Origin of the sequence: Streptomyces sp. NPDC020917, from assembly GCF_044333795.1 — a bacterium.
Classification (GTDB): domain Bacteria; phylum Actinomycetota; class Actinomycetes; order Streptomycetales; family Streptomycetaceae; genus Actinacidiphila.
Genome location: NZ_JBIRRR010000021.1, coordinates 105,549 through 128,620, shown reverse-complemented (window position 1 = coordinate 128,620; position 23,072 = coordinate 105,549). Strand labels below are relative to the sequence as shown.

At 74.4% G+C, this 23,072-nt stretch carries 18 protein-coding genes; 9 read left to right on the top strand and 9 right to left on the bottom strand.

The window, feature by feature from the left end; genetic code table 11:
- Positions 1–29: 29 nt before the first annotated feature.
- From ACH4TG_RS33280 to ACH4TG_RS33265, 4 genes are all read right to left on the bottom strand, one after another.
- Positions 30–1,496: an NCS2 family permease gene (locus ACH4TG_RS33280; protein WP_398246355.1), complete on the bottom strand. Its 1,467-nt coding sequence runs from the start codon at positions 1,494–1,496 to the stop codon at positions 30–32.
- Between the two features lie 155 nt (positions 1,497–1,651).
- On the bottom strand, positions 1,652–4,069 hold the full coding sequence (locus ACH4TG_RS33275) for a xanthine dehydrogenase family protein molybdopterin-binding subunit (RefSeq protein WP_398246404.1): 2,418 nt from the start codon (positions 4,067–4,069) through the stop codon (positions 1,652–1,654).
- 2 nt (positions 4,070–4,071) lie between these two features.
- Positions 4,072–4,548 (bottom strand): (2Fe-2S)-binding protein, encoded by a 477-nt coding sequence (locus ACH4TG_RS33270; protein WP_398246354.1) that lies wholly within the window; start codon positions 4,546–4,548, stop codon positions 4,072–4,074.
- Entirely contained in the window at positions 4,539–5,435 is an 897-nt protein-coding gene (locus ACH4TG_RS33265) for an FAD binding domain-containing protein (RefSeq protein ID WP_398246353.1), read from the bottom strand. The genes ACH4TG_RS33270 and ACH4TG_RS33265 overlap by 10 nt, the downstream gene beginning before the upstream one ends.
- Positions 5,436–5,845: 410 nt before the next feature.
- On the opposite strand from ACH4TG_RS33265, the gene ACH4TG_RS33260 reads away from it, so the two are divergent.
- On the top strand, positions 5,846–7,606 hold the full coding sequence (locus tag ACH4TG_RS33260; protein WP_398246352.1) for a PucR family transcriptional regulator: 1,761 nt from the start codon (positions 5,846–5,848) through the stop codon (positions 7,604–7,606).
- Between the two features lie 178 nt (positions 7,607–7,784).
- Complete coding sequence (locus ACH4TG_RS33255) at positions 7,785–8,534, top strand: hypothetical protein (protein WP_398246351.1); 750 nt, start codon at positions 7,785–7,787, stop codon at positions 8,532–8,534.
- 878 nt (positions 8,535–9,412) lie between these two features.
- On the opposite strand, the gene ACH4TG_RS33250 is transcribed toward ACH4TG_RS33255, so the two are convergent.
- Positions 9,413–10,054, bottom strand: a complete 642-nt coding sequence (locus tag ACH4TG_RS33250; protein ID WP_398246350.1) for a GntR family transcriptional regulator — start codon at positions 10,052–10,054, stop codon at positions 9,413–9,415.
- Positions 10,055–10,169: 115 nt separating this feature from the next.
- On the opposite strand from ACH4TG_RS33250, the gene ACH4TG_RS33245 reads away from it, so the two are divergent.
- The gene (locus ACH4TG_RS33245) at positions 10,170–10,964 is read left to right on the top strand and encodes a (2Fe-2S)-binding protein (RefSeq protein ID WP_398246349.1); all 795 of its coding nucleotides are present in this window, start codon (positions 10,170–10,172) and stop codon (positions 10,962–10,964) included.
- A gap of 176 nt (positions 10,965–11,140) precedes the next feature.
- On the top strand, positions 11,141–12,202 hold the full coding sequence (locus ACH4TG_RS33240; RefSeq protein WP_398246348.1) for a DUF2637 domain-containing protein: 1,062 nt from the start codon (positions 11,141–11,143) through the stop codon (positions 12,200–12,202).
- A gap of 251 nt (positions 12,203–12,453) precedes the next feature.
- Here the strand turns inward: ACH4TG_RS33240 and ACH4TG_RS33235 are convergent, their stop codons facing one another.
- On the bottom strand, positions 12,454–12,942 hold the full coding sequence (locus tag ACH4TG_RS33235; protein WP_398246347.1) for an ATP-binding protein: 489 nt from the start codon (positions 12,940–12,942) through the stop codon (positions 12,454–12,456).
- 300 nt (positions 12,943–13,242) lie between these two features.
- On the bottom strand, positions 13,243–14,622 hold the full coding sequence (locus ACH4TG_RS33230) for a protein phosphatase 2C domain-containing protein (RefSeq protein WP_398246346.1): 1,380 nt from the start codon (positions 14,620–14,622) through the stop codon (positions 13,243–13,245).
- 2,086 nt (positions 14,623–16,708) lie between these two features.
- Between ACH4TG_RS33230 and ACH4TG_RS33225 the strand changes: the two genes are divergently transcribed.
- Both ACH4TG_RS33225 and ACH4TG_RS33220 read left to right on the top strand, forming a co-directional pair.
- Positions 16,709–17,698: a helix-turn-helix domain-containing protein gene (locus tag ACH4TG_RS33225; protein WP_398246345.1), complete on the top strand. Its 990-nt coding sequence runs from the start codon at positions 16,709–16,711 to the stop codon at positions 17,696–17,698.
- Positions 17,699–17,961: 263 nt separating this feature from the next.
- The gene (locus ACH4TG_RS33220) at positions 17,962–18,447 is read left to right on the top strand and encodes a DUF456 domain-containing protein (protein WP_398246344.1); all 486 of its coding nucleotides are present in this window, start codon (positions 17,962–17,964) and stop codon (positions 18,445–18,447) included.
- Between the two features lie 155 nt (positions 18,448–18,602).
- Here the strand turns inward: ACH4TG_RS33220 and ACH4TG_RS33215 are convergent, their stop codons facing one another.
- A complete protein-coding gene (locus tag ACH4TG_RS33215) occupies positions 18,603–19,028 on the bottom strand; it encodes a PPOX class F420-dependent oxidoreductase (protein ID WP_398246343.1) in 426 nt (141 codons plus the stop codon).
- A gap of 248 nt (positions 19,029–19,276) precedes the next feature.
- Here ACH4TG_RS33215 and ACH4TG_RS33210 point away from each other — a divergent pair, with 248 nt between their 5' ends.
- Both ACH4TG_RS33210 and ACH4TG_RS33205 read left to right on the top strand, forming a co-directional pair.
- Positions 19,277–20,311: a LacI family DNA-binding transcriptional regulator gene (locus tag ACH4TG_RS33210; RefSeq protein ID WP_398246342.1), complete on the top strand. Its 1,035-nt coding sequence runs from the start codon at positions 19,277–19,279 to the stop codon at positions 20,309–20,311.
- Positions 20,312–20,509: 198 nt separating this feature from the next.
- Positions 20,510–20,641 (top strand): hypothetical protein, encoded by a 132-nt coding sequence (locus ACH4TG_RS33205; RefSeq protein WP_398246341.1) that lies wholly within the window; start codon positions 20,510–20,512, stop codon positions 20,639–20,641.
- A 91-nt stretch (positions 20,642–20,732) separates the two neighbouring features.
- On the opposite strand, the gene rsgA is transcribed toward ACH4TG_RS33205, so the two are convergent.
- A complete protein-coding gene (gene rsgA / locus ACH4TG_RS33200; RefSeq protein ID WP_398246340.1) occupies positions 20,733–21,845 on the bottom strand; it encodes a ribosome small subunit-dependent GTPase A in 1,113 nt (370 codons plus the stop codon).
- A gap of 362 nt (positions 21,846–22,207) precedes the next feature.
- Between rsgA and ACH4TG_RS33195 the strand changes: the two genes are divergently transcribed.
- The gene (locus tag ACH4TG_RS33195; RefSeq protein WP_398246339.1) at positions 22,208–22,969 is read left to right on the top strand and encodes a class I SAM-dependent DNA methyltransferase; all 762 of its coding nucleotides are present in this window, start codon (positions 22,208–22,210) and stop codon (positions 22,967–22,969) included.
- The last annotated feature ends 103 nt before the right edge of the window (positions 22,970–23,072 follow it).

Below are 23,072 nucleotides of genomic sequence, written 5' to 3'. Positions count from 1 at the left end.
GGGATCACCGGGACCCGTGGGGTGCCCGGCTACTTGACGCCGAGCCAGGCCTCGATCGGATGCAGGGCGAAGTACACGGTGAAGACGACCGCCAGGATCCACATGAACGCCCCCGGCTCCCGCCACTTGCCCTGGGCGGCCTTGATCGCGGTGTACGACACGACGCCCGCGCCGACGCCGGCGGTGATGGAGTAGGTGAACGGCATGAGGGCCACGGTCATGAAGACCGGCACGGACACCGCGCGGTCGGACCAGTCGACGTGCCGCGCGTTGCTCATCATCATCGCGCCGATCACCACCAGCGCCGCGGCCGCGACCTGGCCGGGCACGATCTGCGCGAGGGGCGTGAAGAACAGGCCGAGGGCGAACAGCAGGCCGGTGACGACCGACGACAGTCCGGTGCGGGAGCCCTCGCCGACGCCCGTGGCCGACTCGATGAACACCGTCTGCCCCGACGCGCCGGAGACGCCGCCGATGGCCCCGCCCGCGCCGTCGATGAACAGCGCCTTGGACAGGCCGGGCATCCGGCCGCGCTCGTCGGCCAGGCCGGCCTCGGTGCCGACGCCGATGATGGTGGCCATGGCGTCGAAGAACCCGGCGAGCACCAGCGTGAAGACGATCACGCCGACGGTCATGCCGCCGATCGACCCCCAGCCGCCGAACTCCACGTGCCCGAACAGTGAGAAGTCCGGCATGGAGACGGCGCTGCCCTGGAGCTTGGGGGCGCTGCCGCCCCAGGCGGCGGCGGACAGGTGGCCGGCCGCGTTGACGATCACGGCCAGCACCGTGCCGGTGACGATGCCGATGAGGATGGCGCCGGGCACGTTGCGGGCCTGCAGCATGAAGATCAGCAGCAGCGTGACGCAGAACAGCAGCACCGGCCAGCCGGCCAGCTTGCCGTCCACGCCGAGCGTCACCGGCGCGCTGCCGTGCGGGTCGCCCTTGCCGACGAAGCCGGCGTTGACCAGGCCGATCATCGCGATGAACAGGCCGATGCCGATGGTGATGCCGTGCTTGAGGGCCAGCGGTATCGCGTTCATCACGATCTCGCGCAGCCCGGTGACGACCAGCAGCACGATCACCGCGCCGTAGATCACGCACATGCCCATCGCCTGCGGCCAGGTCATGTCGGGCGCGACCTGGGTGGAGATGACGCCGGCGACGCTGAGTCCGGCGGCGAGGGCCAGCGGCACCTTGCCGACGAAGCCCATCAGCAGCGTGGACACCGCCGCGGCGAGCGCGGTCGCGGTGATCAGCGCGGCGTGCGGCAGCTTGTGGCCGTGGACGTCGGGGCCGGACAGCAGGAGCGGGTTGAGCAGCAGGATGTAGCACATCGCCATGAAGGTCGTGATGCCGCCGCGGACTTCGCGGGCGATCGTCGATCCTCTGTCGGAGATGTGGAAGTACCGGTCGAGCCAGGATCTGCCGGCGGGCACGCGCGAGCCGGTGCCCGCGTCCTCCGCCGCCGTGCGCGGCTCTACTGGTGTCTGGGTCATGGTGCCAACTCCCAAGGTTCACAGGGGCACCCGCACACGCGTGCGGGATTTGGGATGCTGCGTGGCATGCACGACCCGGGGGACGGCCCGAGACGAACGATTGCCTTGCTGCCGTCCGGGGCGCGGCGCAGGGCACCGCGCCCCGGACGGAGTTCCTACGCTCCGGTCAGGTGCTCGGGCCGGACCGGTGTCCTGTTCAGCTCCAGGCCGGTCGCCTGCCGGATGGCGGCGAGCACGGCGGGAGTGGAGGACAGGGTGGGTGCCTCGCCGATGCCGCGCAGCCCGTACGGGGCGTGCTCGTCGGCGAGTTCGAGGACGTCGACCGGCATGGTCGGCGTGTCGAGGATGGTCGGGATCAGGTAGTCGGTGAAGGACGGGTTGCGGACCTTGGCGGTCACCGGGTCGACGACGATCTCCTCCATCACCGCCACGCCCAGGCCCTGGGTGCTGCCGCCCTGGATCTGGCCGACGACCGACAGCGGGTTGAGCGCCTTGCCGACGTCCTGGGCGCAGGCCAGTTCGACGACCTTGACCAGGCCGAGTTCGGTGTCGACCTCGACGACCGCGCGGTGCGCGGCGAACGAGTACTGCACGTGGCCGTTGCCCTGGCCGGTGCGCAGGTCGAACGCCTGGGTCGGCCGGTGCCGGAACTCCAGCTCCACGTCGACGGCTTCGTCCTCCAGGACGTCCGCGATGTCGGCCAGCGCCTCGCCGCCGTCGGTCACCACCTTGCCGCTCTCCAGCAGGAGTTCGGCGGTGGCCCACGCCGGGTGGTAGGTGCCGAACTTCCGGCGGCCGAGCTCCAGCACCTTCTCGCGGACCGCCTCGCAGGAGTTCTTCACCGCGCCGCCGGTCATGTACGTCTGCCGGGAGGCGGAGGTGGAGCCGGCCGAGCCGACCTGGGTGTCGGCGGGCGCGATCGTCACCTGGGCGACGCCCAGTTCGGAGCGGGCGATCTGGGCGTGCACGGTGACGCCGCCCTGCCCGACCTCGGCCATCGCGGTGTGCACGGTGGCCACCGGCTCGCCGTTGATCACCTCCATCCGCACCCGGGCGGTGGAGTAGTCGTCGAAGCCCTCGGAGAAGCCGACGTTCTTGATGCCCACCGCGTAGCCGACGCCGCGGACGACGCCCTCGCCGTGCGTGGTGTTGGACAGGCCGCCGGGCAGCGCGCGGACGTCGGCGCCCTCGGTGGTCTCCCACTGCCGCTCGGGCGGCACCGGGAGGGCCTTGACCCGGCGCAGCAGTTCGGCGACCGGCGCGGGCGAGTCCACCACCTGGCCCGTGGGCATCACGGTGCCCTGCTCCATGGCGTTGATCTGCCGGAACTCCACGGGGTCCAGACCGAGTTCGGCGGCGACCTTGTCCATCTGCGCCTCGTAGGCGAAGCACGCCTGGACCGCGCCGAAACCGCGCATCGCGCCGCACGGAGGGTTGTTGGTGTAGAGCGCGATCGCCTCGATGTCGACGTCCTCGACGGCATAGGGGCCGATGGACAGCGACGCGGCGTTGCCGACGACGGCCGGCGAGGCGGAGGCGTAGGCGCCGCCGTCCAGCACGATCCGGCACTTGACGTGGGTCAGCCTGCCGTCACGGGTGGCCCCGTGCTCGTAGTGGAGCCTGGCCGGGTGGCGGTGGACGTGGCCGAAGAACGACTCGAAGCGGTTGTAGACGATCTTCACCGGCTTGCCGGTGCGCAGCGCGAGCAGGCAGCCGTGGATCTGCATCGACAGGTCCTCGCGGCCGCCGAACGCGCCGCCGACACCGGACAGCGTCATCCGGACCTTCTTCTCCGGCAGGCCCAGCACCGGCGCGATCTGCCGCAGGTCGGAGTGCAGCCACTGGGTGGCCACGTACAGGTCGACGCCGCCGTCCTCGGCCGGCACCGCGAGCCCCGACTCCGGGCCGAGGAACGCCTGGTCCTGCATGCCGAAGACGTAGTCGCCGGTGACGACGACGTCGGCGCGTTCGGCGGCCGCGGCCGCGTCGCCGCGCACGATGGGCTGCCGGTGCACGATGTTGGGGTGCGGGACGTGCCCGCTGTGGTGGTCGTCGCGGTGCTCGTGGACCAGCACCGCGCCGGGCCCGGTCGCCGACGCCTCGTCGGTGACGACCGGCAGTTCCTCGTACTCCACGCGGATCTTGGCCGCGGCGCGGCGGGCCGTCTCCGGGTGGTCGGCGGCGACCAGCGCCACCGGCTCGCCGTGGTGGCGGACCTTGCCGTGGGCGAGCACCGGGGTGTCGCGGATCTCCAGGCCGTAGTGCCTGACCTCGGTCGGCAGGTCGTCGTAGGTGAGCACGGCGTACACGCCGGAGGTGGCCAGCGCCTCGGAGGTGTCGATGGAGACGATCCGGGCGTGGGCGACGGTGCTGCGCAGGGTGTGGCCCCACAGCATGTCCTCGTGCCACAGGTCGGAGGAGTAGGCGAACTCGCCGGTGACCTTGAGGATGCCGTCCGGGCGCAGCGTGGACTCGCCTACGCCGCCCCTGGTGGGGCTGCCGTCGGTGCCCTGGGTGACGCTGGTGGGCGTGCGGCCGGGCGCGGTCGCGGCCCTGGTCGGGTGGCCGGTCATGCTCACACCGCCTCTCCGGTGCGGGCGGCCGCCAGGCGGACCGCGTCGAGGATCTTCTCGTAACCGGTGCAGCGGCACAGGTTGCCGGACAGGGCCTCGCGGATGTCGCCGTCCGACGGTTCGGGGTTGCGCTCCAGCAGCTCGTCGGCGGCGACCAGCAGGCCCGGGGTGCAGAAGCCGCACTGCACCGCGCCGGCGTCCACGAACGCCTGCTGCACGGTGGACAGCCGGCCGTCCTCCCCGGCCAGGCCCTCGACGGTGACGACCTCGCGGCCCTCCGCCTGGCCGGCCGCGACCAGGCACGAGCAGACCGGCACCCCGTCCAGGCGGACCGTGCACGAGCCGCACTCGCCCTGCTCGCAGGCGTTCTTGGACCCGGGCAGGCCCATCCGCTCGCGCAGCACGTACAGCAGGGACTCGCCCTCCCATACGTCGTCGGCCTCCTGCCGGCGGCCGTTGACGGTGAAGGTCACGCGCATGGCTGGTTCCTCTCGTCCTGCTGATTGCCGCGGTACTGCTCCCAGGTCCAGCCAAGGGTCCTGCGGGCCATGACGGCCAGCGCGTGCCTGCGGTAGGACGCGGTGCCGCGCACGTCGTCGATCGGGTTGGCGGCGCCGGCCACCAGGTCGGCGAACTGCCGGGCCACCGACGGCGGCACGGCCTTGCCGTTGTCCCAGAAGCCGCCCTCCTCCAGTGCCGCGGTGAGGAACTCCTCGGCGGCGGTGGCGCGGATCGGGGTCGGCGCGGCGGAGCCGATGCCGGTGCGGACCGTGCGCAGGTCGGGGTGGAGCGCGATGCCGAACGCGCACACCGCGATGACCATGGCGTTGCGGGTGCCGACCTTGGAGAACTGCTGCGGCCCGGTCGCCTTCTTCAGGTGCACCGCGCGGATCAGCTCGTCGGGGGCGAGCGCGTTGCGCTTCACACCGAGGTAGAAGTCGTCGATCGGGATCATGCGGGTCCCGCGGACCGACTCGGCCTCGACCGCGCCGCCGCCGGCCAGCAGCGCCGGGTGGGCGTCGCCGGCCGGCGACGCGGTGCCGAGGTTGCCGCCGACACCGCCGCGATTGCGGATCTGCGGGGAGGCGACCGTGTGGGCGGCCAGCGCCAGCCCCGGTAGTTCGGCGCGCAGCCCCTCCATGATCCGGGTGTACGGCACGGAGGCGCCCAGCCGGACGGTGTCGCCGTCGGCCTCCCACTCCTCGAGCTCGCCGATGCGGTTCAGGTCCAGCAGGTACTCGGGCCTGCGGTGGTCGAAGTTGATCTCGACCATCACGTCCGTGCCGCCCGCGATGGGCACGGCTGCGGGGTGCTCGGCCTTGGCGGCGAGCGCCTCCTGCCAGCTGGCGGGGCGCAGGAAGTCCATGGGGTCTCTTCTCGGTCTGACTCGGCCCGCCGGCGGGGTCCGGGCGGCCCCGGCGGTGCCGGGATGCGCCCGCCGGGCGGGTGGAGCATGGCGTCGAGGGGTCTGCGAGGGGTACGGAGGATGTCCCCCACTGAGCCATTCACACGGCGTGAGCTCAGTACACGACTCTGCGGCCGTCCGGGTGCAGTCACCGAAAACATGAAGCACTTGGCTGGCCAGCCGGTGGGTCTTGTAGATTCCTCCTAAAGGGCTGATCCGGAAACCTCGCCGGTTCCCACCGGCAACAGCGGTGGAACGGCACGCCACGGCTCCGGCCCCTGCCACGCCTGCCCGCGGGGCGCCGCGCCCGGCACCCCGCCCACTCCGCGGACTTCCCGTCGAGCTCCGCGGACCTCACGACAAGGACGACGATGCGGCTCCGCGCACTGCTGGACACCGAAGCCCTGGGCCTGCGCCTGCTCAGCGGCGCGGACGAGCTCGACCGGACGGTCCGCGGCGTCATGACCACCGACCTGCGGGACCCCAGCCGCTACCTCAGCGGCGGCGAGCTGGTGCTCACCGGGCTGGCCTGGCGGCACGGCCCCGAGGACTCCGAGCCGTTCGTGCGGATCCTGGCCGCCGCGGGCGTCGCCGCCCTGGCCGCGGGCGAGGCGGAGCTGAGCGCCATCCCCGACGACCTGGTGACGGCCTGCGCCCGCCACCGGCTGCCGCTGTTCGCCGTGGACGAGACGGTCGCGTTCGCGAGGGTCACCGAGTACGTGGTCCGGCAGGTCTCCGGCGAGCGGGCCGGCGACCTGGCGGCGGTCGTCGACCGGCACCGCAGGCTGATGTCGTCCGGGCCGGCCGGCGGCGGCCCCGACGCCGTGCTCGACCTGCTCGGCAGCGACCTCGACCTGCGGGCGTGGGTGCTGTCGTCCACCGGCCGGGAGATCGGCGGCTCCGGCCATCCGCTGCCGGCCGCGGTGCGCGCCGAGCTGGCCGGCGCCCAGCAGGCCGCGTCCCGCACCGCCCGGCCCGCCCCCCACCGGGTGGCCGCCCAGGGCGGCCGGGTCTACTCGCTGTTCCCGGTCCGCGCGGGCCAGGGCGCCGCGGACATCCGGGCGACGGTGCTGTCCGACTGGTTCCTGGCGGTCGAGGCCGACGCCGGCGAGTGGCCGGCCGAGCGCCTCGACCTGCTGCACGGGGTGACGCAGCTGATCGCCGTCGAACGCGACCGCAGGGACGCCGCGCGCACGGTCCGGCGGCGGCTGGCCACCGAGGTCTTCGAGCTGGTGCAGGGCGGGGCGCCGCCGGCCGAGATCGGGGCCCGGCTGCGCGCGGCGGCACCCGTGCTGGTGCCCGGCGCGGCCGGGGCGCCGCAGTGGCAGATCGTGGTGGGCCGGGTGGACTGGGCCGACGCCGACATGCCCGCGGGTCCGGTCGCCCAGACGCTGCTGGAGGAGGTGCTGGCCGACCCCTCGGCGGCCGGCTCGGAGGAGGCCGACCGGGTCGCGGTCGCCCACGTCGAGGGCAAGGCGATAGCCCTGGTGCCGCTGCTGCGGCGCGGGTACCCCGGTGGCGGGATCGGCGCGGCCGACGGGAACGGCGGGGCCGCGGAGGCCGGCGGGAGCGGCGAGGAGCCCGGTGCTGCCGCCGGGGAGCCCGGCGCCGGGCCGGAGCGGCCCGAGTTCCCCGAGCCGCTGGCCGCGGAGCGGCTGCAGCAGGCCCTGCGCGGGCCGCTGTCGCGGGGCCTGGCCGAGGACGGCCGGCTGACGATCGGCGTCAGCGCCGCCGTGCACTCCCCCGAGGGCCTGCGCGGCGCCCTGGAGGAGGCCCGGCACGCCCGCCGGGTCGCCGCCGCCCGGCCCGGCCGGGTCTGCGTCGCCGGCCACGACGAGCTGGCCTCCCACGTACTGCTGCTGCCGTTCGTCCCGGACGACGTGCGGCGGGCGTTCACCGCGCGGCTGCTGGACCCGCTGCGGGCCTACGACCGGCGGCACCGCGCCGAACTGATCCCCACGCTGGAGGCGTTCCTGGAGTGCGACGGGTCGTGGACCCGCTGCGCGTCCCGGCTGCACCTGCACGTCAACACCCTGCGGTACCGGATCGGCCGGATCGAGCAGCTGACCGGCCGGGACCTGTCCCGGCTGGAGGACAAGCTGGACTTCTTCCTTGCGCTGCGGATGAGTTGACGCGGGACGGCCGCGGGCGGGCGCCGGCCACCGGCTCGGCGGGTTCGCTTGCACGCTCGTGAAAGTGATCCCTTTCACAAGAAGTGATCTCCGACCCCTTGGCGCGGGGCCCTTGCGCGTGCTGGACTTCGGCCACCGTTGCTCACGCGGGCTCGACGACGTGCTTGGGGGAGAAGCTGTGACAGATACCGCCCTGTCGGAATCTGCGGTCGGGGTACCGGACGTATGGCGGCTGCGGGCACGCGGCTGCTGGGCGGAGGCGGCGGCGCTGCTGGCGCCGTTCTGCGACGACGACGCGGGGGCGGCGCTGCGCAGGGCGGAACTGCTGGTGGAGGGCTGCTTCTACCACGTCGACGGGTGGGCGGACGCGGAGGACGCGCTGCGCACGGCCGAGGCGCTCGCCTCGACGGACGAGGAGCGCGGGGCCGCGGCCTCCGAGCGGGGGTACCTCGCGTACGGCGCGACGCTGTTCTCGGTGCGGGACCGGGCCGACGAGGCGCGGTCGGCCTTCGGGCGCAGCGCCGCGCTGCTGTCGCCGGCGTCGCCGGGGCGGCCGCTGCTCGACTTCCGGCGCGGGCTGGTGGCGGAGAACATCGCCGCCAACCCGGCGGCGGCGCGGGCCGCGTACCGGCGCGCCCACGCGGGGGCCGTGGCGCACGGCGACACCTTCCTGACGTCCTTCACCTGGCGGCACCTGGCCGGGCTGGCCGCCGCGGAGGGCGACCTGGCCGAGGCGCGGCACGGCTTCGCCGAGTCGCTGCGGATCCGGGTGGCCCTCGGCCATCTCGTGGGCACGGCCCCGGCGCTCCTCGCCCTGGCGGACGTCGAGGCCGACGCGGAGGCGGCGCAGCTCCGCACGGAGGCGGCTCGGCTCTACGCCCTCCTCAACGGCATCCCCACCTGGCTGGCCCCCACCCTCGCCCTCTGAACCCTCGGAGCCATCCCCCTCCGGGGCGGTGTTCCGGGGCGCCCCGAGGGTGCCTCCCCGGGTGCCCGCTGCGTTGGGCCTGTTCGCGCAGTTCCCCGCGCCCCTTCGGCAACGGGGCTGCCCCGCCCGGTGGTTTGCCGTCTGCGACGTGCATCGTGGCCGGTCGCGCAGTTCCCCGCGCCCCTGGAGCATCGCCCCTCCGGGGCGGGCATCCGGGCTGCCCCCGGGAGTGCATTGCCGGGTGCCGCGCCGTTGGAGCTGGACGCGCAGTTCCCCGCGCTCCTGCGGGATCTGGGGTGCCCCCTGGGGTGCATTGCCGTCTGCGACGTGCATCGTGGCTGGTCGCGCAGTTCCCCGCGCCCCTGGAGCATCGCCCCTCCGGGGCGGGCATCCGGGCTGCCCCCGGGGGGTGCGTTGCCGGGTGCCGCGCCGTTGGGGCCGGTCGCGCAGTTCCCCGCGCCCCTATGGGTGACCCCAGGCCCATTCCTCCCGCAGACGGGGGCGGGCTGGGAGGGGACGGTGCGGGAGTGTCCCCGCAGGAACTGTGCACACACCCGGCCCACCCCACGAAAGAACCCGCACGCACAGTTCCGAGGAGACACTCCCGTGGCGGCCCCGACCCCACCCACCGAAGGTGCACCGAAAGGGGCGCGAGGAACTGCGCGCTCAGGCGGGACGATGCCCGCAGACGGCAATGGCGCCCAGGGGGCAGCCCCGACCCCGAAGGGGCGCGGGGAACTGCGCGAACAGCCACGACGGCGCGGCAGGCGGCAGAGCAGGGCCCGGGGGCACCCCGGGAGCCGCAAGGGGGCGGGGGAGGCGCGGACAGGGAGTCGGCGGCGGGTAGGCCGGGCCGGGCGGTGCCGCGCGAAAGGAGGCTAACCCCAGGCGGAGCCGGAGAAGTGCTCACGCGCAAGCGCCTCAACCGTCACCACGTCCCCGGCGATCAAAGCCTCGAGCAGAACACTGTGCTCCGTCGCGTCAGCGATCAGCGCCGCCTGCCGAGCCGGAAGCGCGGGCCGCGCCAGCGGCCACTGAGCCCGCCGATGGAGATCATCGGCGACAGCCACCAGCTGCACGTTGCCGGAAAGCTCGAGCAGAGCCCGGTGAAAGGCCCGGTCCGCCTCCGCGTACGCGGCCCGATCCCCGCCGGCCGCCGCCGCGACCGTGGCCTCGGCCAGCGGCCGCAACCCCTGCCACCGCGACGACGGCAGCGTCCTGGCCAGCGCCAGCACGACGGGCACCTCCAGCAGCGCCCGCACCTCCGCCAGCTCCGCCAGGTCGCGCGCGGTCCGCGCGGCCACCCGGAACCCGCGGTTCGGCAGCACCTCGACCGCGCCCTCCTGCGCGAGCAGCTGCATCGCCTCCCGCACCGGCGTCGCCGACACCCCGTACCGGCCGCACAGCTCCGGCGCCGAGTGCACCGACCCGGGTGCCAGCTCCCCGCCGACGATCGCCGCGCGCAGCGCGTCCAGCACCTGGTCCCGTACGGACAGCCGTATCGGCGCGGTTCCCTCCACCGGGTCCTGCCCTCCCCCGGCCTCCTCTCGGCCGAACGTCCATGCCACCCGTCACCCGGACGGCGTACTGCCGTTAGGTTAAACCCCACCGAAGATCGCTAAGGTAAGCCTTACCATGCCAGCGACCTGCTTCTCCTCGTACGCGCGGCTGTCCGCGGCCTTCCCGGGCCTGCGGGTCACGGCCGGCCCGCCCCCGCGCGACGCGGGCTGGGTCAGCGCCGCGGACCTCGCCCGGGGCGGCCCGGAGCTGGCGGCGTTCGTCGCGGGTGACGCGGACCGCCTCGCGGGCGAGCACGGGCGGCCGCCGCGTCCGGACGTCGCCGCGGGCCTGGCCCTGCACCGCTACCTGTGGCCGGCCTGCCTCCTCTTCACGGTGCCGTACTTCCTGCACCGCCGGGTCCCCCGACTCCCGGTCGACGACGTGGCGTTCCACCCGGCGACCGGCCGGTTCACCGTCCGCACGCGGCAGTTGACCTGCCTGCTCGGCGACCCGGCGCGGCGCCGGCCCGGCACCGTCACCACCGTGCGGACCGACGCGGCCCTGCGCGGCGCGCTGCGATCCGCGCTCGCCGAGCACCTGACCCCGGTCCTGACCGGCTTCGCGCCCCACGTCCGGCGCGGCCCGCGCGCCCTGTGGCGCAACGCCACCGACGAGATCGCCGAGGGCCTCTGGTACATCGCCCGGCTCCTCGGCGAGGAGGACCGCGCGGTGGCCGAACTCGGCGCGCTGCTAACGGCCGGAGCCCGCTTCCGTTCGCCCGTCACCGCGGCCCCATGGGCGCCTGACGGCCCGTCACGCACGCGGCTCACCTGCTGCCTGTTCTACACCGTCAGCCCCTCGGGAACGTGCTCCGGGTGCCCGCGCACCCCGGAACGCGACCGGTTGCGGCACCCGGCACGCGCGCTGTGATCGCGCACGCTACGATCTCGCTCAACTCAGCTGTTCTGGCACGGCAGTTCGAGCACAGGTCCATACGCGTGCTCTTGCGCCATAACGTCTGCACATACCCGCGCTCTTCGCAATGATGTCGGTCCTGAGCCGTCCCGCGGCCCGAGCGCGACGGAAGCGACACGAGGAAACCGCACATGAGAATGACCGACATATCGCTGAACTGGACGATTTCGGGCGTCATCGGCCTGGTCGTGATCGCGGCCTGCGTCTTCGTGGTCCGCAACCGTCGCGAGTCCGGCGATACGACTGCGGACTCGTGGGAGCGCAGCGAGGAGCGGCGCCGCAAGAAGGAAGCGATCTACGGCAGCGCGAGCTATGTCCTGCTGTTCATCTGCGCCGCGGTCGCGGCCGCGCTCTCGTTCCACGGTCTGGTCGGCTTCGGCCAGGAGAACCTGGGGCTGAACGGCGGCTGGGAGTACCTCGTGCCGTTCGGCCTGGACGGCGCGGCGATGTTCTGCTCGGTGCTCGCGGTGCGCGAGGCCAGCCACGGCGACGCGGCACTGGGCTCGCGCCTGCTGGTGTGGCTGTTCGCCGGTGCCGCGGCCTGGTTCAACTGGGTGCACGCGCCGCGCGGCATGGGCCACGCAGGCGCGCCGCAGTTCTTCGCCGGGATGTCGCTGTCCGCCGCGGTGCTGTTCGACCGGGCCCTGAAGCAGACCCGCCGGGCGGCACTGCGCGAGCAGGGCCTGGTGCCGCGTCCGCTGCCGCAGATCCGGATGGTCCGCTGGCTGCGGGCGCCGCGCGAGACGTACGCGGCGTGGTCGCTCATGCTGCTGGAGGGTGTCCGGTCGCTGGACGAGGCGGTCGAGGAGGTCCGCGAGGACAGGCTGCAGCGCGAGCAGAACGCGATGCGGCGCCGCGACCACGAGCGCATGGAGCGGGCGAAGATCAAGGCGCTCAGCCGGGCGCACCGCACGTGGCCGCGCGGTGGCCGCGGCGGCCGCCAGGTGGAGCTGCCCTCGGCGAGCGCGGCGGGCGGCGGCCAAGCCGCTTCGGAGCCTGCCATAGTGCCGGCGGCTGAGCTGCCGGCGGCCGAGCTGCCCGTGCGGCGGCCGGCGCTCCAGCCGGTCCGCGATGAGGCGTTCGCCGTGTCGTCCTCCACGGTCGACCTGACGGCCGAGGACGACACGATGACGCTTCCGCGTCTGGACTCGCTCGAGCGGAAACTCGCCGAGATGGAGCGTCAGTTCGGCTGACCGGACCGGTCGGCGGTGACGTTCCACCGGTCCTGCTCGACCTGCTCGACCTGCTCGACCTGCTCGCGCCGTTCCCGGCACCCTGTGGACAAGGGCATCCATCAGGGCGGGGAACGGCGCGAGCGTGCGTGTGCCGGTCCCGTGGTCCTCAGCCGACCGTCCGGTGGTCCTGAGCGGATCCGCGACCGCCCCACCGGGGCGGCGTCCCGGGAACAGGCATTGCGTGCCCGGGGAGAGGGTGCCGGGTGCAGCTACGCCGCGTGCGCGGCGAGTTCGAACCAGACGACCTTCCCGGTGCCCCGGGCGTTGACGCCCCACGCGTCGGAGAGTGCCTGGACCAGCAGCAGGCCGCGGCCCGACGTGCCGTGCTCCCCCGCGCCGTGCTCCCCCGCCCCGGCGGCCGGTGCCGCCGCCGGGACCCGCGCCGGCGGCCGCCGCGCGAGCGAGTCCCGCACTTCTATGCGCAGCCGGTTCCTTGGCGCCGGCGAGAGCGTCGCGGTGAGCTCCGCCCCACCCCCCGTGTGCTGCAACGCGTTGGTGACGAGTTCGGTGGTCAGCAGCTCCGCGGTGTCCGAGAGCGCCGGTACCCCCCACTGCCGCAGGTTGTCCCGCAGCAGTCTTCGCGTCTCGGCCACGGCCGGAAGATCGGCTCTGCCGACCGAATGCCGTAGCCGGTGCCCCGTGATGTCCGTCGGACTCCCCCGATCTGTCCGTATGCCTTTCCCCAATGGTCTAGGCATGCCCACCGGGAATGCGTCCAGTCCTGCCCTTGGCGACTCCCTGACGCGCACGTTCCCGCCCGCACAACACGTCGGATGAATGGCCGCCTGTGCGCCGGCACACCTGCCCCTTCGCACCCCTCCCGTCACGGTGTGCCGCACCCGCCCCATCCGTGACGGTGGCGCCGGCCGGCCGCCGCGCCGCCATCAGGGCCTGGGAGGAGGTTCGACCGGACCACCGGCGTTCCGTGCGGCGCGGCCCAGGCGGTCGGGCCGCACGGAACGCGGAGGCGAAGGGGCAGGGCGGTGGCCGCCGGGGACTCACGCGTCCCAGACGGTCACCGCCGTGCGGTCGTCGGCATAGCCCTTCACCCGGGTCTGCGCGTCGCTCAGGTACGCGGCCAGGCCCGGCACCGTGCCGCTGCCCCAGCGCCGCGCCAGATGCGCCGCCAACTGCGCTTCGCCGCGCAGCGGTTCGGCCATGCCCGCGCTGCACATCAGGAGCGCGTCGCCCGGCTGCGCGACGGTGGCGCGGAACCGGAACGGTGCGGCCGCCTCGTCCGGCGCGAGGTCGAGGTCCTGCCAGCCGCCGCCCCTGATCCGGAACAGGCCGCCCTCCCCCACCCCGAAGAACAGCCGGATCCGGCACTCGGGGTCGACGGGCAGCAGCAGGCAACGCAACGACGCGGTGTACGCGCCCTCCGGCAGCCCCAGGTCCTCGCCGCGGGCCCGCAGCCGGCCGTAGCAGCGGTCGGTGAGGCGGTGCAGCCCGGACTTCAGTGACCCGCGGCGGGCCGTCCGCAGATCGCCCGCCAGCCGGGCCCTGCTGCGGCCCACGGCGCCGGCCATCCAGCGCACCGCGTCCTGCGCGGCGCGATGCGCCTCGTCGGAGCCGCGCGCGCCGCTGGCCATCGCGATCAGCAGCAGCCCGTCGTCGCCGCTTCCGAAACGCGCGGTGAGCAGCGCGTCCCTGCGCGGCTGGCCGCGATAGCGGGCGGAGTCCCCGCGGAGCGCCACGGTGCGCACGGTCAGCCGTCCGTACTGGGCGCCGTCCAGCACGGTGTCGGCCACCAGGCCGTCCAGCGCGTCCGGGTCGGCCTCGGGCCACGCGGTCGGCTCGGCCGAGTACGTGGGCGGCCCGCCCCCCACGACCTCCGGCTCCCCCACCTCGGCCTCGACCGGCCCGGCCGGCTCGCTCTCGTCGGCGGCGACCCAGCCCGGCGGCAACTCCGGCGCCCACCGCACCTCGCCCTCGACGAACTCCGTCGACCGCGGCTTTCCTGACGGTACGTCAGTTTCCGACGCGGCATCGCCCTCGCGAACGACCGGCTGCTCGACCCCGGCCGCAGGCACGTCCGCCAGGCGGTCTCCGGACGACGAACCGCCGACGTCGCCAGGGTCCCCCCGCCACCACCAGTCGGCCGCCGCCCCGCCCTCCGGTTCGCGCCCGGCCCAGAAGGCGGGCGCCGCCGGCTCCTGGGCTGCTTCGGCAGGTCCGGCCCCTGGGCCCGGCTCCACCACGGCTTCGGTGGAGCGCGGCGCGGGCGACGGATCCGCCCTGTGCGAGGTCCCGCCGTACGGCGACTCCGGCGCGGACTCCCACACGGCCTCGATGATGAGCCCTTCGGGCTCGGCGGATCCGGCAGACGCGGGCGCCGCGTCCGAATCCCGCGCTACCTCGCCGGACGAGGACTCGGGCACAGCCTCCCGCCGAGGCCCGAAGACCGCCTCGTCAGGCTCCGACCACGTGCTGGGCGCGGGCGCCGCATCCGAGACCTGGGCAGGCCCGGCATATGGCGAATCCGGCGCAGGCTCCCACTCGCCCTCAACAACCGGCAGTTCCGGCGCAACCAGCTCCCCAGACGCGGGCGCCGAATCGGGAGTGTGCGCACCCTCGGCGTAGGGCGCCTCGGATGCGGGCCCCCACTCCGCCCCAGCAACAGGAAGTTCAGGCTCAGCGAACTCCCAAGAGGCGGGCGGCCGGTCCGAACCCGGGGCTGACTCGCCCCGCAGTGCCTCAGGCGCAGCCTCCCGCGCTGGCTCGGCCACATCCTCCTCAGGCTCCGACCACGTGCCGGGTGCGGGCGACGGGTTCGCGTTGCGCGCCGCGTCAGCGGGTGGCGGCTCCGGCGCGCTCTCGCGCACCGGCCCGAAGAAGGGTGCCGCGGGTTCGACCGGCTCCTCGGGGGCGGACTCGGAGTCCGGAACCTGCCCGGCCTCGCCGACCGGCGCCGCACGCTGGTCCGACTCGGGCTCGGTCCGGCGCTCGGGCTCCGTCAGCCGTTCCGCGTATGTCTCGGCCGCCGGGACGTCCGGCGTGGCCCGGCTCTGCTCCTGCCGGTCGGACCAGCTCTCCGCCTGCCGTTCCGCGTACGCCTCAGGAGCGACGGCGTCCTGCGGGGCGGACCAGCTCTCGGCCGCGGTGGGGGCCGTGGGGGCGGAGGGCGTCGGCGGTGGAGCCGAGCGGGGGGTGACCCAGGCGGACCAGGGCTGGGCCGGGGGCGGTTCATGGGTGGCGGCCGGGGCCGGCGGGGCCTCGCGCTCGGGAGCGGGAGGCGGTTCCGGGAAGGTGGGCGGCGCCGACCAGACGTCCCACGGGAGGGAGTCGGCGGACGGCTCCGGAGGCGGGCCGAAGGTGGGCGGCGCGGACCACGGGTCCCAGTGCGCCTGCTCCTCGTTCCGTTCCGCGGCGCCGCTTTCCTGCTCGCGCACCCCGGCCTGACCGGGCTCGGGCATCCCGCCGGCCTCCTCGCTCCACCCGGCCTCGCCGGACTCGGGCGGCCCGCCGACCTCGTCGGCCTCGTCGGACCCTCCGGAACCCCGGAGCCGCCCTGGCCCGTTGGCTTCACCGACTCCTCCGGAACCCCGGAGCCGACCCGGCCCGCCGGCTTCACCGATGTCGTCGGCCTCGTCGGCCTCGCCGAACCCCCCGGACCTCCCCGGTCCGTTCGGCCCGGCGAAACCGTACGCCGCGCCCTGCTCGCGCCGCGACATCGGCTCGTCCGGCGCAAGGGGTTCCGGGCGCGCGGCCGGTGGGCGCGGCGGCTCCGCCCGCAGGCCGTCCCGGTCCCGGCCGGCTGGGGGCGGACCGGAGTCCGCGAGCCCGTCCGGGTCGGCCGGGCCACCGGGGCCGTACGGAGACGCGGGAGATGGCGGCGCGTCGGGCTCCCCGTACCGCTCCCCCGCTTGCGGGGGCACCCCCGTCGGAGGCGGGGCCGCGCCCGACGTGGCCTCGGGATCCCGCGGCGCGGGCGGCGCGTTGCGGGTGGGCCGCGGCCAGGAGGGAGGCGGAGGCGGCGGTGTGGGCCGGCGCAGCCGCATCGTCTCGGTCCGCGGCGGAGGCGGCGGCGACACCGCGTCGACCGCGGAGTCGAAATGCTCGTCGATCGACCGGCCGTTCCCGCCTCGTGCGGCTCCCGGCGCGGGCGAGGCGGCGTCCTCGTCGTACAACTGCCGCCACCAGTCGTCTTCTTGACTGCGGTGCGGGTCGCCCTGCTGGCTCATGCCCTTATTGTCCACCGGACGGCGCGTCAGGAAACGCGAAACGCCGGGGCCGGCCCCCGCCCCCACAGCCAGGGGCCGCCCGGTGCCGGCTCCGCGTGCTGAGCGCCACGTGCAGGCCGTGCCGTGCGGAGCCGGTGCCGTTCACACTGGCACGGCGGACTGCCGGGAGGAGAAGATGACCACGGCGGGAACCCGCCGTGGCTCTTTCCCGCCACCCGGCGTACATATGATCACGCCGCCACGAGTGAACACGCAGGCGAACGTATCTGAGGGGGGACGATCGGTGCTCAGTGCCATCGGTCTGGACGACGCGCAGGAGGGTGCGTACCGCGCGCTGGTCGGCGTGGGCGCGGCGGACGCCGGTGACCTGGCCAACCGGCTCGGCCTCACCGAGGACGACACCGCGCGGCTGCTGCGCCGGCTGGAGGTGCACGGCCTGGTCGCGCAGTCGTCGGCCCGGCCGGGCCGGTGGGTGGCCGCGCCGCCCTCCGTCGCGCTGTCCGCGCTGCTCACCCGCCAGCGGCACGCCCTGGAGCAGGCGGAGCTGGCCGCGGCGGTGCTGGCCGAGGAGTTCCGGGCGGAGGCCACCGAACCCGCGGTGCACGACCTGCTGGAGGTGGTGACCGGGGCCAAGGCGGTCGCGCAGCGCTTCCTGCAGCTCCAGTTCGGCGCGGAGTCCGAGGTGTGCGCGCTGGTGACCGACAAGCCGATGGCGGTCAGCGGGATGGAGAACGAGGCCGAGGAGGACGCCGCCGGGCGCGGGGTGACGTTCCGGGTGGTCCTGGAGCGCGACGTGATCACCCATCCGAACAGCATCGCCGAGCTGTCCGCCGCGCTCGGCCGCGACGAGCAGGTGCGGGTGGTCGACCGGGTGCCGACCAAGCTCGTGGTCGCCGACCGCTCGGTGGCGATGGTGCCGCTGACCCGGCGCGCCGCCCAGCCGGCCGCGCTGGTGGTGCACGCCAGCGGCCTGCTGGAGTCGCTGATGGGCCTGTTCGAGGGGGTGTGGCGGCAGGCGATGCCGCTGCGGCTGGGCGCGCCCGGTGTCTTCACCGAGGAGCCGCCCGAGGCGCCCGACGACACCGACCTGCAGATCCTCTCCCTGCTGCTGGCGGGGCTGACCGACGCCTCGGCGGCCAAGCAGCTCGACCTGGGCCTGCGGACCGTGCAGCGCCGCGTCAAGCGGCTGATGGAGATCGCCGACGTGACGACCCGGCTGCAGCTGGGCTGGCAGGCGTACGAGCGCGGCTGGGTGGCCCGGGACCACCCGTGACAGCGCGGGGCCACGAGGCCCGGGGCACGGCTGGGGACGGGCGCGAGGCCCGGGGGCACGGCTTGGAACGGCCGCAAGCCGTGCGGCACGGGTCTGGACGGCTCCGGACGGCCGGGGATCCGCCGTGACCGGGACGCCGGGAGGCCCGGGATCTCCCGTGATGCGGCGAGTGCCCCGTGCGTGCCCCGGGCTCGTATAACGCCCCGGTCGCGAACACCTCCGCCGGGCGGCGGAGCGGACCGGATTCGGGCAGGGTGGCCTTCATGGGGACCGCACAGGAGTGCCTGATCGGCGCGGTGATGCTGCTCGGCCTCGTGGGCGTGTCGGCCCCCGGCGTACCGGGCACGTTGCTGGTCTGGGCGGCGCTGCTGTGGTGGGCGACGCTCCGCCACACCGGTCTGACCTGGGGCGTCCTGGCCGCCGCGACGGGGGTGCTGGCGCTGGGGCAGGTGGTGGTGTGGCTGATGCCGGCCCGCCGGATCCGTGACTCCGGGGTGAGCTGGCGGAACGTGATCACCGCGGGTGCCTGGGGCATCGCCGGGTTCTTCGTGGTGCCGGTGATCGGCGGGGTGCTGGGCTTCGTCGGCTCGCTGTACGCGCGCGAGCGGGTGCGGCTGGGCGGCGGCCACCGCACGGCGTGGGCCGCGACCCGCCGGGCCATGCGGGCGGTCGGCGGGTCGGTCCTGGTCGAGCTGATGGCGTGTCTGCTGGTGACGGGCGCGTGGCTGGGCGCGGTGATCGCCGGCTGAAGGGCCGGGCTGAAGGGCCGGACCGTGGCTCGCGGACCGGCCGAGCAGCACTCCCGGGCGAGCCGAGCCCACCGAACAACCCGAACAACCCGAACAACCCGAGCACTCCGAGCCCACCGACCGTCCGGACCACCCGAACCACCGCCCGGCCCGGGCTACTCGTCGATGCCCCACCCGAAGATCTTGTACGGCCGGATCCTGATCAGCTGCTCGCTCAGGTAGGACCCGTACTCGTGCGGCCCCTCCACCTGCTCGGCGACGCCGCGGATCTCCACGCCGCGCACCTTCCACGGGTCGACCGAGGCCACGTCGTCCACGACCAGCGACACGTACGGGTTGCCTCCGATGTTCCGCCATTTGCGCGAGGCGCCCATCTGCCAGCCGCCGATGTCCACGCCGCCGTCGTCACGGAGGAAGAAGCCCACCGGATTGGCCTGCGGGCGCCCGTGCCGGTCGACCGTGGCCAGCCGGCCGAGGCGCTGCCCGCGCAGGTAGGCCAGTTCGCCCTCGGTCAGCACGGTGCGCCCCCCGCCCGCCGCCCGGTTCCGTTCGCCGCCTGGAGTGCCGTCTGTCGTCGTCATGTCCTCAGCCTCACACCCGGCGCGGGCCGCGGCATCGGGCGCCGGAACCAGACGGCGGGACGGACGGGACCGGGCCGCTGGTCGTAGGACCCGTCGGGACGGAGGGGGCGGGAGGGGTGGCAGGGGCGCGAGAACTGCGAAATCAGGTCAGAGAGCGCTCTCACCAACGGCCCCGTGACCGGATACGCTGTGCGTGTCGAGAAATTGGCGGCTGAATTTCTGTTATCCGCGCGCGAAGGAGCCCTCCGTTGTCCGACCCGAGCCTCGCGCCCCGTCCCACTCTGGAGGCCGTCGCCGCGCGGGCCGGCGTCTCGCGGGCGACCGCGTCCCGGGTGGTCAACGGCAGCGAGGGCGTGCGCGCGCCGCTGGCGGAACGGGTGCGGCGCGCGGTCGACGAGCTGGGCTACGTGCCGAACCAGGCTGCCCGCACCCTGGTGACCCGGCGCAACGACGCCATCGCCGTGGTCGTCGCCGAGCCGGAGACCCGCTTCTTCTCGGACCCGTTCCTGACCCAGCAGGTGCGCGGCATCAGCAAGGAACTGACCACGCACGACAACCAGTTGGTGCTGCTGCTCACCGAGGGCGCGGCGGACTACGAGCGGGTGGGCCGCTATCTGGCCGGCGGCCACGTGGACGGCGCACTGCTCTTCTCGCTGCACGACGACGACACCCTGCCGGTGCTCGCCCGCCGGGCCGGGGTGCCGACGGTGATCGGCGGGCGGCCCGGCTGGTCCGACGCGGACACCCTCTACGTGGACTGCGACAACCGGGGCGGCGCGCGGGAGGCGGTGCGGCATCTGCTGGGCCTCGGGCGGCGCCGGATCGCGCACATCGCCGGCCCGCTGGACCAGACCGCCTCGGTCGACCGGCGCGACGGCTTCCGCGACGCGCTGCCGGACGCGGACCCGTCGATGATCGCCGAGGGCGACTTCACGCCGGAGGGCGGCGCGCGGGCGATGACGGAGCTGCTGGAGCGCTGCCCGGACCTGGACGGGGTGTTCGCGGCGTCGGACGTGATGGCGTCGGGCGCGCTGCGGGTGCTGCGGACGCACGGGCGGCGGGTACCGGAGGACGTCGCCGTGGTGGGCTTCGACGACATCGTCTCGGTCGCGGAGTGGACCGACCCGCCGCTGACCACGATCCGCCAGGACATCGAGGAGATGGGCCGGATGATGGCCCGTCTGCTGCTGCGCCGGGTCGCGCCCGGGGCGGAACGGCAGGACGGTGCCCCGCTGTCCTCGATCATCACGCCGACCCGGCTGGTGGTGCGGGCCTCCGCCTAGGCCGGCTCCGGCACGGCCCGGGCACGATCCGCGGTGACGGACCCTCACATGTGGCCCGCATACCGGCATCTCACCGTCGCATGATCCGACATCCGCACCCCCGCGCCAGGTTGGAAACGGCAGGCAACGGGAAGGTCACGGTCAGGAAGCGAACGTGAGGGTGCGGTGAAGGCCGCCCGGATGCGAGGAGGTTTCGACATGGCCTACAGCGTGATTCTCGGAATCGTGATCGTCGCGCTCGTGGTTGCCTGCGTCGTGGGGTCGTTCTGGAGTGCCGGCAGCCCGATCGGGGTCCGGCGCCGCCAGGATCGGCGGGGCGGCGCCGGGTGATCCGGACGAGCGGGACGAGCGGGACGAGCAGGAAGGGCCGCCGGACGGCGGCAGTTGGGGCCGCCGGGCCGCCGGGCCCGGCGGCCGGCCGTCAGTAGACGCGGCGGTGGCCGCCACCTCCGCCGCGCTTGCGCTCGTACATCTCCCGTCCCGCGGCGGAGCGCTGCTTCCACTCGCGCCGCATTTCCGCGCGCAGCCGCTGGTCGGTGCGGGAGGCGATCCAGGCGTTCTCCCGCAGCAACTTGCGGTAGCTGTCCAGCCGCCGGTGCGGCAGGGTGCCGTCCTCCAGCGCGGCCAGCACCGCGCAGCCCGGCTCCGACTGGTGGGAGCAGTCCTGGAACCGGCAGTCGGCGGCGAGTTCCTCGATCTCCGAGAAGACCTGGGCGACCCCGGACTCGGCGTCCCACAGCCCGACGCCGCGCAGGCCGGGCGTGTCGATGAGGACGCCTCCGTCCGGCAGCGGCAGCATGTCGCGGGTCGTGGTGGTGTGCCGGCCCTTGCCGTCGGCGTCCCGGATGGCCTGCACCTCCTGCGCCTCCCGGCCCGTCAGGGCGTTGGTCAGCGTGGACTTGCCGGCGCCGGACTGGCCGAGGAGCACCGAGGTGCCGCCGCCGAGGACGTCCGCGAGCACGTCGAGCCCTTCGCCGGTGGCCGCGGAGGCCACCACCACCTGCACACCGGGCGCCGCCGTCTCCGCGTCGGCCAGCAGGTAGGTGACGTCGGGCACCAGGTCGGCCTTGGTCAGCACGACCAGCGGTTCGGCGCCGCTCTCCCAGGCCAGCGACAGGAAACGCTCCAGCCGGCCCAGATCCAGCTCGGCCGCCAGCGAGACGCAGACGACCGCGTGGTCGACGTTGGCCGCCAGGACCTGGCCCTCGGACCTCTTGGAGGAGGTCGAGCGGATGAACTGGCTGCGGCGCGGCAGCAGGGACCGGACGAACCGGGGGTCCGCGCCTGCCGGGTCGACGGCCGCCCAGTCCCCGGTGCACACGACGCGCATCGGGTCATGCGGCATCACGAACGCGGTGTCCGCACGCACCGGCCCGTCCGGGGTGAACAGGTCGCACGCGTTGCGGTCCACCCGCACCACCCGCCCGGGCACCAGTCCCTGCGCGGCGAACGGGGCGAACTCCGCCTCCCACACGTCGTCCCAGCCGAACGGGACGAGCGCGTGCGAGGAGGCATCACGAAAAGAGAAAGACAAGGGGAGACCCTTCACAAGGGTGGCCCCGGCATCCGCGCGAACGGCGCGGCACGAAGGTGAGAGTGAGGTCAGCCGGAGACCACGGGGGTGAACGACACGAGCTTCTGGTTGCGGGCATTACCCATCGCAAAGACAGCCATCGGGTCACACCTCCCTGGTCAGTCGACAGCCGACGCACGCAGCCGTGCGGCTGCGAACACGGGAACCATAACGCGCGGGTCCGGCACCCGCCACCTGTTTTTCGCCGCCCGCGCGCGAGCTGCCCGCGCCGGCCGCACGGCCCTCGCGTGCGGCGCCGGGGGCCGTGCGGCCGGCCCGGAAAATCCCGGCATCCCCGCCGGCTGCCGCGGTACGGTCCGCCGGTGACCGATGAAGACGGGTACTTCGGAGAACGGGTGGCACGCCACTACGACCAGTCGGCGGGTTCCGAGTTCCAGCCGGACACCATCGAGCGGACCGTGGACCTCCTGGCGGAACTGGCCGACGGCGGAAGGGCGCTCGAACTGGGCATCGGCACCGGGCGCGTCGCGTTGCCGCTCGCGCGGCGGGGCGTCCCGGTCCACGGCATCGACCTGTCCCGGGCCATGACGGCCCGCCTGCGGGCCAAGCCCGGCGGCGAGGAGATCGGCGTCTCCATCGGCGACTTCGCCACCACCAAGGTGGACACGACCGCCGGCGGGCGGTTCTCCCTCGCCTACCTGGTCTTCAACACCATCATGAACCTGACGACCCAGGACGCCCAGGTCGCCTGCTTCCGCAACGCGGCCGAACACCTCGCCCCCGGGGGCTGCTTCGTGATCGAGGTGATGGTCCCCGAACTGCGCAGGATCCCGGCCGGACAGAACATCGTGCCGTTCAGCACCGGTCCGACCGAGTGGGCGTACACCACGTACGACACCGTCACCCAGGACGCGACCTGCCACTACGTCACGGTCACACCGGACGGCCGCGGCGAGGTGCACTCGACGCCGTTCCGCTACGTCTGGCCCGCGGAGCTGGACCTCATGGCCCGACTCGCCGGCCTGCGGCTGCGCGACCGCTGGGACGGCTGGACGCGCCGGCCCTTCACCGAGGACAGCGCCCGGCACGTGTCGGTCTGGGAGAAGCCGGTCACGGCGCCCTGACGGGTCGCGGGAGCGGACACGCCGCGCGGCCGGGCAGGGCGGGGCGGCAGGGCGGGGCGGTCGGGCAGGGCGGGCGGCCGCCTGGCGGCCCTGGTGGCGGCGG